At 63.0% G+C, this 15,441-nt stretch carries 16 protein-coding genes; 5 read left to right on the forward strand and 11 right to left on the reverse strand.

Annotated features, from left to right (window positions below):
• From panE to OKW45_RS10640, 6 genes are all read right to left on the reverse strand, one after another.
• Entirely contained in the window at positions 1-936 is a 936-nt protein-coding gene (panE, locus tag OKW45_RS10615) for a 2-dehydropantoate 2-reductase (RefSeq protein WP_026226354.1), read from the reverse strand.
• A 372-nt stretch (positions 937-1,308) separates the two neighbouring features.
• Positions 1,309-2,730, reverse strand: a complete 1,422-nt coding sequence (locus OKW45_RS10620) for an efflux transporter outer membrane subunit (RefSeq protein WP_429467877.1) — start codon at positions 2,728-2,730, stop codon at positions 1,309-1,311.
• Between the two features lie 9 nt (positions 2,731-2,739).
• Positions 2,740-4,311, reverse strand: a complete 1,572-nt coding sequence (locus OKW45_RS10625; RefSeq protein WP_429467879.1) for a DHA2 family efflux MFS transporter permease subunit — start codon at positions 4,309-4,311, stop codon at positions 2,740-2,742.
• Positions 4,312-4,318: 7 nt separating this feature from the next.
• The gene (locus OKW45_RS10630; RefSeq protein WP_429467881.1) at positions 4,319-5,419 is read right to left on the reverse strand and encodes an HlyD family secretion protein; all 1,101 of its coding nucleotides are present in this window, start codon (positions 5,417-5,419) and stop codon (positions 4,319-4,321) included.
• Between the two features lie 80 nt (positions 5,420-5,499).
• Positions 5,500-5,922, reverse strand: a complete 423-nt coding sequence (locus tag OKW45_RS10635; RefSeq protein WP_184007121.1) for a MarR family winged helix-turn-helix transcriptional regulator — start codon at positions 5,920-5,922, stop codon at positions 5,500-5,502.
• Positions 5,923-6,005: 83 nt separating this feature from the next.
• Entirely contained in the window at positions 6,006-6,428 is a 423-nt protein-coding gene (locus OKW45_RS10640; RefSeq protein ID WP_429467885.1) for a MarR family winged helix-turn-helix transcriptional regulator, read from the reverse strand.
• A gap of 418 nt (positions 6,429-6,846) precedes the next feature.
• On the opposite strand from OKW45_RS10640, the gene OKW45_RS10645 reads away from it, so the two are divergent.
• From OKW45_RS10645 to OKW45_RS10660, 4 genes are read left to right on the forward strand one after another with little or no spacing between them, the layout of a single operon-like run.
• Entirely contained in the window at positions 6,847-9,192 is a 2,346-nt protein-coding gene (locus OKW45_RS10645; RefSeq protein ID WP_429467887.1) for a TonB-dependent receptor, read from the forward strand.
• Positions 9,193-9,213: 21 nt separating this feature from the next.
• On the forward strand, positions 9,214-9,840 hold the full coding sequence (locus OKW45_RS10650; RefSeq protein ID WP_184007119.1) for a MotA/TolQ/ExbB proton channel family protein: 627 nt from the start codon (positions 9,214-9,216) through the stop codon (positions 9,838-9,840).
• Positions 9,837-10,235: an ExbD/TolR family protein gene (locus tag OKW45_RS10655; RefSeq protein WP_018423516.1), complete on the forward strand. Its 399-nt coding sequence runs from the start codon at positions 9,837-9,839 to the stop codon at positions 10,233-10,235. Before OKW45_RS10650 ends, OKW45_RS10655 begins: the two co-directional genes overlap by 4 nt.
• Entirely contained in the window at positions 10,228-10,971 is a 744-nt protein-coding gene (locus tag OKW45_RS10660) for an energy transducer TonB (RefSeq protein WP_429467890.1), read from the forward strand. The genes OKW45_RS10655 and OKW45_RS10660 overlap by 8 nt, the downstream gene beginning before the upstream one ends.
• A gap of 132 nt (positions 10,972-11,103) precedes the next feature.
• Here the strand turns inward: OKW45_RS10660 and OKW45_RS10665 are convergent, their stop codons facing one another.
• Positions 11,104-11,916, reverse strand: a complete 813-nt coding sequence (locus tag OKW45_RS10665) for a DUF4377 domain-containing protein (RefSeq protein WP_429467892.1) — start codon at positions 11,914-11,916, stop codon at positions 11,104-11,106.
• A gap of 273 nt (positions 11,917-12,189) precedes the next feature.
• Positions 12,190-12,723 carry a DUF8737 domain-containing protein gene (locus tag OKW45_RS10670; protein ID WP_429467894.1) on the reverse strand — a complete coding sequence of 178 codons (534 nt, stop codon included), beginning with the start codon at positions 12,721-12,723 and terminating at the stop codon, positions 12,190-12,192.
• 88 nt (positions 12,724-12,811) lie between these two features.
• Between OKW45_RS10670 and OKW45_RS10675 the strand changes: the two genes are divergently transcribed.
• Positions 12,812-13,744, forward strand: a complete 933-nt coding sequence (locus OKW45_RS10675; protein ID WP_429467897.1) for a LysR family transcriptional regulator — start codon at positions 12,812-12,814, stop codon at positions 13,742-13,744.
• 27 nt (positions 13,745-13,771) lie between these two features.
• Here the strand turns inward: OKW45_RS10675 and OKW45_RS39630 are convergent, their stop codons facing one another.
• The 3 genes from OKW45_RS39630 to OKW45_RS10690 form a co-directional block, all read right to left on the reverse strand.
• Positions 13,772-14,020, reverse strand: a complete 249-nt coding sequence (locus OKW45_RS39630; RefSeq protein ID WP_503129156.1) for a hypothetical protein — start codon at positions 14,018-14,020, stop codon at positions 13,772-13,774.
• A gap of 142 nt (positions 14,021-14,162) precedes the next feature.
• Entirely contained in the window at positions 14,163-14,630 is a 468-nt protein-coding gene (locus OKW45_RS10685; RefSeq protein WP_018423522.1) for a universal stress protein, read from the reverse strand.
• 181 nt (positions 14,631-14,811) lie between these two features.
• A complete protein-coding gene (locus tag OKW45_RS10690; RefSeq protein ID WP_429467898.1) occupies positions 14,812-14,997 on the reverse strand; it encodes a hypothetical protein in 186 nt (61 codons plus the stop codon).
• Positions 14,998-15,441: the final 444 nt, after the last annotated feature.

Here is a 15,441-nt window from a genome sequence, read left to right on the forward strand (position 1 = left end):
TCAGGAAGTGCGGGTCTGGCGAGCTTCGTACGTCTTCAGATGACTATAGGCGATGCGCAGCAGCGACACGCCGTGTTCGCCCTTTTGCGCGTCGCCGCCGCGCGAGATCAGGTCGCCGAGGATATGATCCGCCTCGGTGTGCGAGCGGTTTTCGACGTCGCGCAGCATCGACGCGGTCAGCGGCGACGGCGTCAGCAGCACCTGGGTAGCGCGCACGTCGAAGTCCGCGGCCATCGTGAAGCCGTTGTGCTCGGCCGCCGCGCGGCATTCGCCGAGCAGATTCTCAATCACGCGCTTGCCGTCCGGCGCAGCCAGAATATCGCCGACCGAACCGCGCATCAAGCACGTACTCGCGGCCAATGTAGCGAGGAACACCCATTTTTCCCACATGCGCAGGAGGATGTTGTCGCTGACCGCGACGTCGAAGTTCGCGCCGGACATTGCATCGGCAAGCGCCTCGGTGCGCTCCGAGGTGCCGCCCACGAGTTCGCCGAACGTGATCGCGTGCATGTCGTTCAGATGCATGATGTGCTGCTCGGCATTGAGCGTCGCGGCGATCACGCACTGACCGCCGAGCACGCGCTCCTTGCCGAAGTGCGCGGTCAGCACGTCGATATGGCGCATGCCGTTGAGCATCGGTAGGATCAGCGTGTCTTCTCCGACGAACGGCGTGAACGAATCGATCGCGTCGTCGAGACTGTAGGCCTTGCAGCTCAGCAGCACGAGGTCGAACGGCTCGGCGGCGACACCGGCCAGTATCGTCTTCACGTCGGGCAACTGGAGATTGCCGCGCGGGCTGTTGATGACGAGGCCGTCGCTCCGTAGCTTTTCCGCGCGACCGGCGCGTACGAGGAAGGTCACGTCCTGCCCCGCCGCCGCCAGACGTCCGCCGAAATAACCGCCTACCGCGCCCGCTCCTACTACCAGAATTCGCATCTTGAGCCTCTTGAAAGATTTCGATTTGCCGATCATGAGCGTCGCTGGCGGACGCATCTTCATGGTGCCGCGTATTCGGTGCTTGTGCAGGAATGTAGCAAAGATTGGGGGATCGGTTCCGGGGAGCGTTGCCAGCAGGCGGGTGGTGTCGGCCAGATGGTGCGTGCGAGGCAGGTCCACCCACCGTATTGCGTTCTTGATAGCGTTTTCCAGCCACCACGGCACGCCAGATACAAAGTGTGCCAGCCGGAATCGCGTTACGAGTACGCCGCCCAGGCAAGCCAGCGCAAGCCCCACGACACACCAACTCATGACGATTGCGAAACGCTTGATCGGACTTCAACCCTCCCATACGCTTTCATGTCGCTGCCTTCACTGCGCCGCCACCGTTTCCCCCTGCTCCCACCCGCCCCCCAGCGACCGATACAGCGCGATCGCCGAAAGCGCGTGCTCGCGCCGGGCCTGATTCAGCGACTCCGAGTCGCGCAGATACGCTTGCTGCGCGTCGAGCACATCGAGGAAGCTCGAGGCGCCACCCTTGTACAACTCGGTCGACAAACGCAGCGCGTGATTCGAGGCATCGAGCGCACCGGCCAGGCGCTGCACCTGCACCGCGCCGCTGACGAGATCGCTGCGATTGTCCTCGACTTCCTTCAGCGCCTGCAACATCGTCTGCTGCAAGCCGAGCTGCGATTCGCGCATGCGGCTCTCGCTCGCGTCGATGTTCGCCGTGATGCGCCCGGCGTTGAAGATCGGGCTCGTCGCATTCAACGCAGCGCTGAACAGGTTGTCGGTCAGCGTCGGCAAGCCAAGGTACGACGATGCGAGCAGCCCATTCGTCAGGTTAATCTTGAACTGCGGATAGCGCTGCGCCTTCGATACCCCCACTTCCGCCGCACGCTGTTCGACGAGCGCATAGGCGGTGCGCACGTCGGGTCGATGCAGCAACGCGTCGGACGGCAACACCTGCGGCGCGCTTTGCGCAGGCACCGGAATCTCGCGCGCGTTGGAAAGCAGCAGCGTATCGAGGCTTTCCGGCGTACGCCCCGAATACACGGCAATCAGACTCAGTTGATGCTGCACCGCCGATTGCATGCGCGGAATCTGCGCCTGCAAGTCCTGCAACTGATTCTGCGCGCGGGCGACGTCGAGCTGCGTCGACAGTCCGTAATGCAGACGCTCCTGCGTGAGCTTCAGCGCGCGGCTGCGAATCAGCTCGTTGTCGTCGAGGATCTGCAATTGCGCCTGCGCCCAGCGTAGATCGATATACGCAGCCGCCGTGTTCGCGGCGAGCGCGAGCCGCAACTGGTTCAGCGCCGCAACGCTACCCGACACCTGCGCCTGCGAGGCGAGCACCGCGAGACGTTCGCCGCCGAACACGTCCGGCGTCCAGCTCGCGGCGAGTCCAAAGCCGGCCTGGCGCACATAGCCGAGCGGCGGCGGCGTGTTCTGCCGCTCGGTCGACGCGCCCGCGTTCGCGTTCAGCTCCGGCAGCAGCGCCGCGCGATTCTGCGTCACCAGGTCCTGCGACTGCTTCACGCGTTCGGCAGCGGCCTGCACGTCGAGGTTGCCGGTCAACACCGATTCGATCAGCTGATGCATCACCGGGTCGCCGAATTGCGCCCACCAGGCATCGGTGTTCACGCTGTCTTGCGGCGCGTCGACGCTCCACGCGGCCGGCGCGAGCGTCTGCACCGTATGCGGCAAATCCGCGTGCGTCGCGGGTTGCACCGCGCAGGCCGCTAGCGTCAGGAACGCCGCGCTCGCCAGTAACTTCATCACGATTCGTTTCATGTTGGTCTCCTAATGGGCATCGGGCGGGGGCGCGGTGTTGCCGAACGGGCGCGAAAACAGCACGCTCAGCAAGCCGACCACGAAGCACAGCGCAACCGCCAAAAAGGCGTCCGAGAATGCGAGCACCAGCGCTTCGCGCATCAATGCCGCGTGCAATTCGGCTAGCCCCGCACTCGCGGCGTTCAAGACGTCACCACCAACGGCCGACAGATACTCGGCCTGCTTCTGCAGGATCGATTCGACGACCGGACGGCCCGCATTCAGATGTTCGTCGAGCCGTTCGTAGTGCAGGTTCAGACGGTCGTTCAACATCGTGCTGCTGACCGCGATGCCGATCGCACCGCCGAGATTACGCATCAGATTGAACAGCCCGCTAGCTGAGCGCAGCCGCGACGGCGGCAACGCACCCAGCGCCATCGTGACGATCGGCGGAATACAGAATTGCTGGCCGATTCCGCGCAACGCTTGCGGAATCAGCAACTGCTGCCAGCCCCATTGGTTCGTCAACGGCACATACAGATAGCAGCCGATACCAAACAGCGCGAGTCCGAACACCATCAGCATGCGCATATCGACGAAGCGCGCGAGCGTCGAATAGGCGGCGAGCGCGAGCAACTGAAAACAGCCAACGGACAGCAATGCGAGACCAATCTGCAACGAATCGAAGCCGCGCACGCGCGCAAGAAACACCGGCGTCAGAAACACGGTGCAGAAGATGCCGATCCCGGTAATGAACGACAGCAGACTGCCGATACCGAAATTGCGCAACGCCAGCGCGCGCAGATCGACGATCGGTTCCTTCGCGGTGAACGCATGCACGAGGAACAGAAACCCGCAGATCGCCGCGACCCACGCGCACAGCACGATCACGTCGTCGCCGAACCAGTTTTTGCGCGGTCCCTCTTCGAGCACGTATTCGAGGCAACCGAGAAAACCCGACATCAGCAAGATGCCGAAGTAGTCGCCCTTTCTCAGCAAGGACAGATCGACTTTGTCGATATTCACGTACTTCGGCACCAACAGCGCGACGGCGACGCCCGGTACCAGGTTCAGATAGAACAGCCAGTGCCACGACCATTGCGACGTGATCCACCCGCCGATCACCGGGCCGATCGTCGGCGCAAGCGACGCGAGCGCGCCGATCGTCGTCGATGCGATCAAACGCTGCTTGCCAGGAAACAGTACGAACGCGGTCGTGAACACGGTCGGAATCATTGCGGCACCGAGCGCGCCTTGCAGACCGCGGAACAGGATCATCGAATTGATGTCCCACGCGAGACCACACAGCATGCTGGTGACCGTGAAGCCGAACGCGGAGAAGGTGAAGACCCAGCGCGTCGAGAACACCCGCGTGAGCCACCCCGACATCGGAATCACGATGATCTCGGCGATCAGATACGAGGTCTGCACCCAGGAGAGTTCATCCTGACTGGCGGACAGTCCGCCGCCGATATCGCGCAGCGACGATGCGACGATCTGGATATCGAGCGTCGCCATGAAAAAGCCGACGCACATCAGCGCGAATGCGAAGACCTTGGTGCGGGTCGGCTGGTCGGCGGGATTGTCAAAAGCGTGAGTCATGATCGGTTCATCCCTGGGCGGCCGAATGGCCCGCATCGACGTGCACTTTGACGGTCGCGGACAGGCCCGGACGCAGCACGCCCTGCATGTCCTTCGGCACGTCGAGGCGCACGCGCACCGGCACGCGCTGCACGATCTTCGTGAAGTTGCCGGTCGCGTTTTCCGCGGGCAAGACGCTGAAGGTCGCACCGGTCGCCGGTGCAAGACTGTCGACCACGCCGTGCAGCTTTGTGCTCGACGCATCGAGTTCGACATCGACGCTGTCGCCCGAATGCATTTTGCGCAGCTGATCTTCCTTGAAGTTCGCGTCGATCCATAGACCGCTCGCCGGCACGACGGTCAGCAGCGACACGCCCGTGTTGGCGAGCAGCCCAACGCGAGCGGTGCGATTGCCGACATAGCCATCGATCGGCGAGCGGATCGTCGTGTACTCGACGTTCAACGCGGCGACGCGCTGCGCGGCCTGCGCGGTCGCGATGCGCGCTTTCGCGTCGCCGATCTGCGCGTCGAGCACCGCGATCTGGCGTTGCGCCGCGAGCAGCGCCGCGCTGCTGCGATCGACCGCGGCGCGCGCTTTGGTCAGATCGGCGTCGGCCTTCTCGACGACCTGATTCGACACCGCGTCGTCTTTCACGAGCTCGCGGTAGCGCGTCTGGTCGGCGGCGCTGCGTGTGAGTTCGGCGCCCGACGCGCGGACCTCGGCGGCCTGCTCGTTGATCGCCGCGAGTTGCAGTGATTTCTTCGCTTCGAGTTCGGTGACGGCGGCCTGCGCGCTCTCCACTTCGGCGCTGGCCTGGGCGAGGCGCGCGTCGTAGTCGCGGGCATCGAGACGCACCAGCACCTGGTTGGCGTGCACGAACTCGTTGTCGTGCACGAGCACGTCGGTGACGAAGCCGTTGACCTTCGGCGCCATCACCGTGACGTCGCCGCCGACGTATGCATCGTCGGTGCTCTCGACGAAGCGGCCGACGAAGAACCAGTACGAAGTGGCCAGCGCCAGCGCGACGAGCACGGAGAGGATCGCAAGCAGCATCCACGGGATACGCCGAGCCTGTCTGGCGGGTTGTACCGCGCTTGGCGGCGCGACGGTCGAAGGAGTTGTGGACATGTGTCGATATGTGCGTATGCACTCATCACGTTGAAAAAAACGGCGCAGTGCGCCGGCCTCCGCTACCTTCAGCGTTTATGTCAAAGCAAATCCCGGGTGATGGCAAACAACTCGGTGCGCAGCGCTGCCGCGCGCTCCTCGCCGAAGCGGTGTTCGAATTCGGCCTGTGCGGCATACCAGTGCGCGCGGCCCGCGGCCAAGCGCTCTTCGCCTTCGGCTGTCAGCGAGATCAGCAGCGCGCGCGCATCCGCGCCCATTGCCTCGCTCGATACCATTCCGTCGCGTCGCAGTGGCTGGATCGTACGGACCAGCGTGGTGCGCTGCATGCGCATGGCCTCGGCGATCTGCTTCATCGTCATCGGACCGGTGCGCTTCAGGCGCCCCAGCAGCGAAAACTGCGTGATGGTCAGCCCGACATTCGACAGATGCCGGTCGTAGATCTGCGATACGTGACGCGCGGCCTGGCGGATCGCAAAGCAGTCGTCGTCGAAAAGCGCTTCCATTCGCTTCACTTCCTTTGCTAGTTAGTGCATATGCACATTAAGCGGCGTCATAAAACCCGCCGAAGCGGGTTCCTACGCGCGAGCTAATCGGTGATGCTGAACAGCTCGGTACGCAGCGTCTTTGCGCGGGCGCGGCCGAACTTCTTTTCGAATTCGTCCTGCGCGGCGCGCCATGCGACGGAGGCCTGATCGAACGTCGTCTCGCCTTTTTCCGTCAGGCTGAACAGCAACGTGCGGTTGTCGTGGTCCGCCGCCTCGGCCAGCACGAGGCCGTCGCGCTGCAGCAGCTTCATCGCGCGGACCAGCGTGGTGCGCTCCATCACCATCGCGTCCGCGAGCTCCGCCATAGGCAGGTTCGGTGTGCGCGCGAGCTTTGCGAGGATCGTGAACTGCGCAGCGGTCAGCCCGACGCCGCTGAGATGGCGCTCGTACATCTGCGTGACGTGCCGCGCCGCCTGGCGCAGCGCGAAGCAGTTGCATTCGTCGTAGGAGAGAGGACGGTTCATGGAGCGAAGTCTATGTGTGCATATGCACTGTGTCAAGTTTTTCGAATGGTAACGGGCAAATGCCTCACCCGTTGCGCTACAGCGGCCTTCAATCTTGCGACTTGCCAGCTATATTTGTTATGTTATAACATGACCAAAAATTGGCGCTCCAGCCCTGCCGTTTTTCACACGGGCCCACTGCGACGTCCAACAAAATCCGTCCGACCTATGAGCGGACAGTCCATGCTCAACGACCACCTATGACCGCCATCTCCATTACCGTTCTCATCGAAAAGTAGGCCTGATCGACGGGCCTGCTATCGCGCGTCGTCAACCTCCAGTTCGCCTGTCCTTCCCCTGCCGGCCAGGGGCGAGGTGGGTGAGCTTTTGCCGAACGCTTCTGTTCATCAACGCATCGTCCATACCGCAAGCAACAACAATGAAAAAACGCACACTGACCGCACAGGCGGCGATCGTGTTCTGTACCGCCATCTCGAACGCATGGGGTGCGCCAGGCAACGCCATGTTGACGGGCACGGTCTCCGATCCCGCAGGCCATCCCGTCGCTCACGCGAAAGTGGAGGTACAGGACGCGAGCGGCGCCTCCATCGGCGCGTCGAACACGGACGCGTCGGGCCACTTCTCGATCGACGGCGTGGCGCCCGGCACGTATGCGGTCGTCGTCACCGCGGCCGGTTTTGCAAGCGGCAGCAGCATCGCGACCGCCCAGTCCGGCGCCCCGGCGAGCGTCAGCGTACAACTGCAAAAGAGCGACACACTCGACGTGCAGGTCAACGCACAACGTCTGAACGCTGCTCGCAACGGCTTGCTGCCCGAAACGGGCAGCAGCGTCTATCGCTTCACGCAGGCGGATATCGCCACGATGCCGGCGGGCGCGAACACGCCGCTCAATCAGGTGCTGCTGCAAGCGCCCGGCGTCGCCAACGACTCGTACGGCCAGCTGCACGTGCGCGGCGAGCACGCCAATCTGCAATACCGGATCAACGGCATCATCATTCCGGAGCCCATCAGCGGCTTCGGCCAGTCGCTCGACACGCGCATCATCGATCAATTGAACCTGCTCACGGGCGCCCTGCCCGCGCAGTACGGCTACCGCACGGCCGGTATCGTCGACATCCGCACCAAATCGGGCGACATGGGCAGCGGCGGCTCGATCGACGTATTCGGCGGCAGCCATCAGACCGTCAAAACGAGCGCCGACGTGTTCGGCAGCGAGGGACCGTTCAGCTACTACCTGAGCGGCTCGCTCGGCATGAACAATCTCGGCATCGAGAATCCGACGGCGAGCGCCAGTGCGATTCACGATCACACGCGCCAGGGCAATGCATTCGGCTATCTGTCGTATCTGATCAATCCGCTCACTCGTGTGAGTCTGTTGTTCGGCGCGACCAGCAACCAGTTCGAGATTCCGAACACGCCGGGGCTCACGCCGAACTTCGCGCTCAACGGCCAAACCACGTTCGATTCGTCGCAACTGAACGAAACGCAATCGGAGCTGAACAATTTCGCGGCGGTCGCGCTTCAAGGCACCAACGGCGGCGCGCTCGATTACCAGGTCGCCTTCTTTACGCGCTATACGCGCACGAAGTTCAACCCCGATCCGATCGGCGACCTGATGTTCAACGGCGTAGCATCGGAGGACTTTCATAGCAACACAGCCAACGGCGTGCAGGTCGATACGACCTGGCGCATCAACGACAGGCACACGGTTCGCGCGGGTGTCTTCTTCCAGCAGGAACACGCGGTATTCGACAATAACGTGGCTGTGTTCCCCGCCGACGCGGACGGCAACCAGCTCTCCGACGTGCCCTTCAACATCCAGGACAGCAGCAGCAAGACCGGCTATCTGTACAGCCTGTACGCGCAGGACGAATGGAAGCTGACCGACCGGCTCACGCTGAACTATGGCTTGCGCTACGACCGGATGGACGAGTACACGAGCGCGAGCCAGTTGAGCCCGCGCGTCGGCCTCGTGTACACGCTCACGCCGTCGACGACGCTGCACGCCGGCTACGCGCGCTACTTCACGCCGCCACCGTTCGAACTCGTGTCCGGCTCGACGATATCGAAGTTCGACGGCACGACGAATCAGAGTTCGGTAACGCAGAACGATCCCGTAAAGCCGGAACGCAGCCACTATTTCGATCTCGGCATCACGCAGAAACTCGGCCCTGCCGTCACACTCGGACTCGACGCGTACTACAAGAAATCGACCGACCTGCTCGACGAAGGACAGTTCGGTTCCGCTCTGATCTACGCGCCGTTCAACTACCAGTACGGCAGAACGTATGGCGTCGAATTCACCGCCAACTACAAACAGGACAATCTCTCCGCGTATCTGAACCTCGCGTATAGCCGCGCGCAAGGCAAGAACATCAACTCCGCGCAGTTCAATTTCGGTGCGGACGAACTGGCGTACATCTCGAACAACTGGGTGTACCTCGATCACGACCAGCGCGTGACCGCATCGTTCGGCGCGGCATACGACTTCCACCAAACCACCTTCACGTTCGACGGAATCGTCGGCTCCGGCCTGCGCAGCGGCTTTGCGAACACCGACCGCCTGCCCGTCTATGCGCAGTTCAACCTCGGCGTAATCCAGCACTTCAACGAGCCGATGATCGGCAAGTTCGACGCGCGTCTGGTGGTGATCAACGCATTCAACCGCGTGTACGAGTTGCGTGACGGCTCGGGCATCGGCGTCGGCGCGCCGCAGTACGGTCCGCATTTCGCGGTTTATGCGGGCGTGACCAAGTACTTCTGATCGACGGCAGGGAGAACCATCATGCAGGAATGGACAGGCTTTATCGCGGCGATGCGCACCGGCGGATGGATCATGTATCCGCTCAGCGTGCTCGGCGTGCTCGCATTGACCATCATCATCGAGCGGGCGTATGTGTTCGCCCGCTTCGCGAGCGCACCGGCGCGTCTTTTGCAACCCACGTCGTCAGCCGATGACAACCGTCTCGACCGTCTCGCCCCGCACCACGCGTTTCGGCGCATGGCCGCGCCGTGGCTGTCGGAATCAGACTCGCCGCTGTGGCTGCGCGAGGCGTCGGCGCAATCGATCGCATCGCAGATCGAGCGCGACATGGGCCGCGGTCTGTGGCTACTGGAGACGATCGTCACGGCGGCGCCGCTGCTCGGTTTGCTCGGCACGATCGTCGGGATGATGAAGTCATTCCAACTGTTCGGCGGCAATGGGCTCGTCGACCCGGGCGGCGTCACGGGCGGGGTGGCGCAGTCGCTGGTGGCGACCGCGATCGGACTCATCGTCGCGGTCTTCGCACTGTTCGCGTTCAACTATTTTTCACGGCGGCTCGAGCGTCTGATGGATGAACTCGAACTGTTCGCCAACGCGCGACTCAGCGCGCTGCGCCTGCAACAAGAGGCGCGAGGCGAACGCGGATGAAACTCAAACGCTCGCGCGCCTCGCGGCGCGGCCGCATCGAAATCATTCCGATGATCGACGTGATGTTCTTTCTGCTCGCGACCTTCATGCTCGCGTCGCTGGCGATGCAACGTCTCGACGCGGTGCGGATCAATCTGCCTTCGGGACGCGCGCAGCCGATCAGCACGAGCGAGCCGCTGACGATATCGGTGAACGGCAACGACGAGGTCTCGGTCAATCGCCACGTCGTTCGCGCGGATCAGATCGAGCCTGAAGTGAAGCGCCTGCTGCGCGCGGACGGCAACGTCGTCATCGCGGCCGACGATCACGCGGGTCACGGCGCGGTCGTGCAGGCTATGCTCGCGGCGCGACGCGCGGGCGCCGAACACTTTCTGATCGCCGTGCATCGTGAATAAAGCTTGCCGCGAGCTGTCCGAGGCGCACGTTGTGGGAACGCTGCGTACCGCCGTCGCTTGTCTGATCTCGCTGGGTATCTGGCTTCTGGTGCTGGCTGCGCTGTCGTCCGGATTGCTGAAGTCGAGTCAGCCAGCCCCACCGCCTGCTCCAATGGATATGCGCGTGGTCGTGCTCGACGAGCCTGCGCCGCCTGAATCCCGTCCGTCGCAAACTCCGGTCGCGGTTCCAGCCGAACAGGCGCCACGGCACGCGCGGACGCAATCGCGTACCTCAGCGCATCGCGCGATGCCGCCTGTGCCAACCAGGCCGCAGACACTGACGACGCCCGCCGCCGCAGCGCCGTCGGCACCGGTTGCTAGTCAGGCACAACGCCCGTCGAAAGATGATCAGCCGGAACAAACGGCCGCCGCGGAATCGCAGCAATCATCCGCACAGCGCGACGCCGCTCCAGCCGCCTCGGCAAGCTCCAACATCGCCGCCCGCTCCATATCGCAACCGCTACCGACGCTGCCCGACGACTTGCGCGAGCAGGCCTATCAGACGATCGCGACAGCCCGCTTCACGATCCACGCCGACGGCTCCGTCGATGTCGAGCTCATTCACGCGACGCCGAACCCCCGTCTCAATCAACTGCTGCTCGAAACGTTGCGGCGCTGGCGCTTTTTTCCCGCGCTGCGCGATGGCCGGCCCGTCGAAAGCACGCAAAACATCCGCGTGCATTTCAACGTCAGTTGAACAGCGCCTACTGGCTTGCACAGGTGAAATTCGCCGCGACGTTCACGTCTACAGTGAGCCTCGTTGCGTACATCGCAACCAACGTCGACCCAGGAGGCCGCCAATGTGTCTGGCGGCACGTTTGAAGAGTCGTTACTGCCCCACCTTCTCCGATTCGACGACCAGGTCCAGCACATATGCGACCGACGGCCCATCGGCAGGCGGGTTCCTGACTGTGAAACGCTTCACGCGCACGACGTTACGGATGCCCGGCACGTGCGTATAGCCTTCGATATCCTGATTCAACGGATGCCACGGACCAGGCGTGCCGGTCGCCAGGCCCTGCTCGTCGAAGAAGCGATCGCGCACGAGCAGACATTGCGCGTTCGGCATCAACGGATGGTTGCACGGCACGGACTGCGCCGCTACTTCAAGGAACGCTATTTGACCGGGGCTGCCGTAGCGCGTCTCGGCCGTGGGCACACCGGTAAAGCTCAGCGTGTCGCCGCTATCGGTGATCAGTTGCAGGCTCGGCGCGTTGTCCCGCGCGAGCAGGGTCACGTCGACGCTGCCGCGCACACGCTGCGAGATCGCATCGTCGAGTGCGGCAAGCGCGGCATCGTGGCAGGCCATCATCGTGCTGACCATCGGGCCGATCTGCAAATGCCCTTTCCTGACGGTGTAACCCGCTCCCATGCTGTTGCAGCCATTGACGACGGTGATCCGGTACGGACTGAAGTCGAGCTGCACTGGCCTGTCTGGGCGGACGAACAGGGCATCGATGTGCGTGCCATTGCGATCGATCGCGTTCTTCAGTTGCCAGTGGTACCGCGTGAGCAGATCGGTGCCGGTCGGCGACGCCGGGTTGGCGGCCGCCGTGGTTGCCAATGGCGCCGGCGCTGTCACTTCCGGTGCCTGTGCGCAGGCGGCGAGAACGAGCGGCAGCAATAGCATGCAGTATTTCACGTCGGCACCTCGCTGAGTTCAGTGGTCGTTCCGGGCGTTTGCTCGCGTCGTCGGGCCGAGGGACGCGAGAATCAGGTCGCATGCACGAAAGCCGGAAGTGCCAGTGAAGGGTACCACCCGGCCGCATCAGTCCGGGTTTGCGCACCTGCTTCGTTCAGGCCGCGAGCATCGACTCGACGACCGACAGCATAACGCAGGTGGAAGGCGTAAAAACGCCGCTCGATGCCGATCGGATTCCTCGTTACGTGGCCGAACTGCGGCCAGTGCAGCAGGCTACGCCTGGGAAATGTCACGGCCGACGGAAGGACGGGCGTGATGCCGCTTCAGTCGAGGGCGCAACATCAGATAGAAGGCGGCACCATGCGTGATCGCCAGCGTCGGCACATAGATGATCGGAATCGCGTACAAGGCGCCCAGCTCGCCTGCATGCGCGGGCAGATCGGCCGCGGTTGCGTGGTAGTAGTCGATGATCAGGTCGGCCATACCAACAAGATTGAAAGCGACGACGAACGACCAGAAAAGCGGACGTATCCGGGCCGTCAGCAACGCCAGCATCGCCAGCACTCCCGTGGCGAAATCCCCATAGGCGGCGAACACGGCGAAGCTCGCGGACAGTTGCGGACTGACGACACCAGGCAACAGAAAGGCGAGCCCGAAGAAGCGGAAGCTGTGCAACGTGGCGATCGCGCGTTGCGCGTCGAACGGAGCCATCGACTTGAGCTTCGGCCACACGTAGGTGCCGAAGCACAGCAGCCAGGCGACATAGCCCAAAACGAGGTGCAACTGGAACAGAAGTCGCGGTGACATGGTGCCTCCTTGTCAAATGTTGGATGCGCAGGTCTTAGGTGTACCATCGTCTCGCGCGGGTGACTATTCCTCACAATGTTGACAGGCTATGAAGCAGAACTTCACAGTCAGGCAGGGCGCACTCGACGGCGTCGAAGTCTTCCTCAGCGTTGCCGAGCATCGCAGCTTTCGCGGGGCCGCTGCGCAACTGGGCGTGACGCCGTCGGCCGTCAGTCAGGCGGTGCGTGTGCTCGAAGCCCGCCTCGGTGCGACGCTCTTCATCCGCACCACGCGCAGCGTCGGCTTGACCGAAGCCGGCGAGCGCTTTCTCGCTCGCGCCAAGCCCGCCTTCGAGGAACTCATCGCCGCCAGCGAGGTGGCGCGCGGACTCGGCGAGCGACCGTCCGGCCTGTTGCGTCTTTCCGTGCCGCGTGCAGTCGTGCCGATCCTGCTGGAGCCGCTGATCGCGTCATTCTGCAAGGCCAATCCCGAGGTCGAGGTGGAAATAGCGGCCAGCAAAGAACTGATCGATCTCGCGATGGAAGGCTTCGACGCCGGCATCCGGCTCGGTCAGTTCGTCGCCGCCGACATGGTCGCGGTGCCGCTCACGGCGCCGTTCCGATTTGTCGTCGTGGGAAGTCCCGACTATTTCGCGGCGCGCGGCCGCCCCGAGCAAATGGACGATCTGCGCAAGCATGCGTGCATTCGATGGCGGCGCTCCAGCGGCGCGCTCGCGTTGTGGTCGTTCAACGATAACGGCCAGCCGATCGAGATCGCCGTCTCCGGTCCTTTCATCGCCAGCGATTTTCCGAGCGTGCTGGGCGCGGCGATCGAAGGCATTGGCCTTGCCCAGCTACCCGAGCCGATGGCCGCCGAGGGGTTGCGAACGGGAAAGCTGGTGGACGTTCTGAAGGCGTACGCGCCGATGGTCCCGGGCGTGTTTCTCTACTATCCGAGCCGCCGCCAGATCATGCCGAAGCTGCGTGCGTTCATCGATCATGTGAAGAGCCGCGCGACGCGATCGATGTCTGGCGATAGTTGACGAAGTTGATGATGTCGTCGAGGAAGCTCAAAGGTCTGCGCATAGCCGTCGCTTGGACCGGACACCGAAGCAGTAACCCACGATCAGCATGCGAATCATGAGCTCCGGCGTTTCGGCAGCGAGCTGATAGGCGCGGCCATGCGAGCTTTTGTTCGTCGACGCAAGCGTTCTCAGCGCCTCCACGCTCAAGCCGCTTCCAGCTTGCTCGATCGGTCGCGTCTGTCCTGAGCCCATCATCTGCAGCAGTTTCCCTGCTTTGATCTTTTGCAATTTCATGATTCTCCAGTGTTGCCTGACGGGCTGTAAATGACCGGAGAGAGATCGGGTGAGCACTCGATGAGCGCTGGCCGGAAGACGCCATAGGCGCTACATGGTCACAATCGCGCAAGCCGTGTGCGTGATCGGCCAGGCGCGGATTTTATGCCGATGGTGCTTCGCTCTCATGCCGCGATTTTTTCATCGTCGCCGGATCGCGCACGATGGTGACCGCGCACGGCGCGTAGGCAAGCACCTGGCGGGCGACCGAACCGATCAGCCAGCGATCGAACGGCGTATGTCCGCGATGCCCCACCACGAGATGGTCGATAGCATGCCGCTCCGCGTACAGCACGATCTCCTTTGCCGGCGGGCCGACCACGAGATCGAACTCCACGGCCCCGATCGAAGCGGCGAGCTTCGCCTTGATGTCGTCGAGGATCGCGGTGGCATGGCGCACTTCCAGATCGATCAGACTTTTTCGCTCAACTTCTATCGCACCCCAGTCTGGCGTGCGCGCGACGACGAGCACATGCAAGCGCGCGTCGAAACGCTTCGCGAGATCGACCGCGAAAGCAACGGCATATTGCGCGGACGCCGACCCGTCATAACCTACCAGCACGTTCTGCATGATCTGCTCCTGTGCGGTTCAACCTGGGCCGTGACTTTGTTGGACGAAATGCATCGAGCCATTTGCGTGAACCGCGAGCGCTCCCCGACTTCACGGCGTCGACGGGAAAGCATGCGCGATCCACTCGCGAACCTGCCGCGTGGATTGTCATGCGGACGACGTCGGCACCTGCAGTGTTGAATCAGTTGTCGTCGCTTCTGGACGGGAGGTGTTCGTGAGGCTCGGGCTCTGCCGCGTCGGCGTTAGGAAGGTCGTCTGGGGCCGGATTTTGCGGGCCCTTCGGATCGGGCTGGCGAGTCTTGCCGGCGGAAGTTTGCGCGGGGTCGAGAGAGGTGCCGGTCGGCTCAGCGGATGGATTGGAGGTCATGATGTGCTCCTGCGCTGATGAATGCAGCTTCTATCATCATAGTTCACCTAGCCGATTTGAGTGATACGCGCTGTCACGCCAGCACTACTGTCACGCCCGCCGGCTGTTTCCTAGCCACGCTAACCACAGGATCGCCCCGCGCGCCTTTGTTGCCGCTGGCGGTGCACGCAAGCGGGCATACCGAGGAAAGTTCCGCGTTCCGAACCACACCGAAAAGCACGGGATGAAACGCCCGCTGACCCTCTTGAGGACGCGGGCGGGAGTCGTAGGTTGATGGAATGTTTGCACATAGCCTTACTGCGGGCCGGCGCCCTGCTTGAAAGCACCGGACGGCAACTGCCAGTTACCAGACTAGCGATAGTTCACGAAGTCGATCAGGTCATTGAGGAACCAGGGCAGAATAAGTTGCGTGTCGGAATAGCTGGTGCCGACAGTGAGTCTCGG

Source organism: Paraburkholderia lebeckiae (genome assembly GCF_050436225.1).
GTDB classification, from domain to species: domain Bacteria; phylum Pseudomonadota; class Gammaproteobacteria; order Burkholderiales; family Burkholderiaceae; genus Paraburkholderia; species Paraburkholderia tuberum.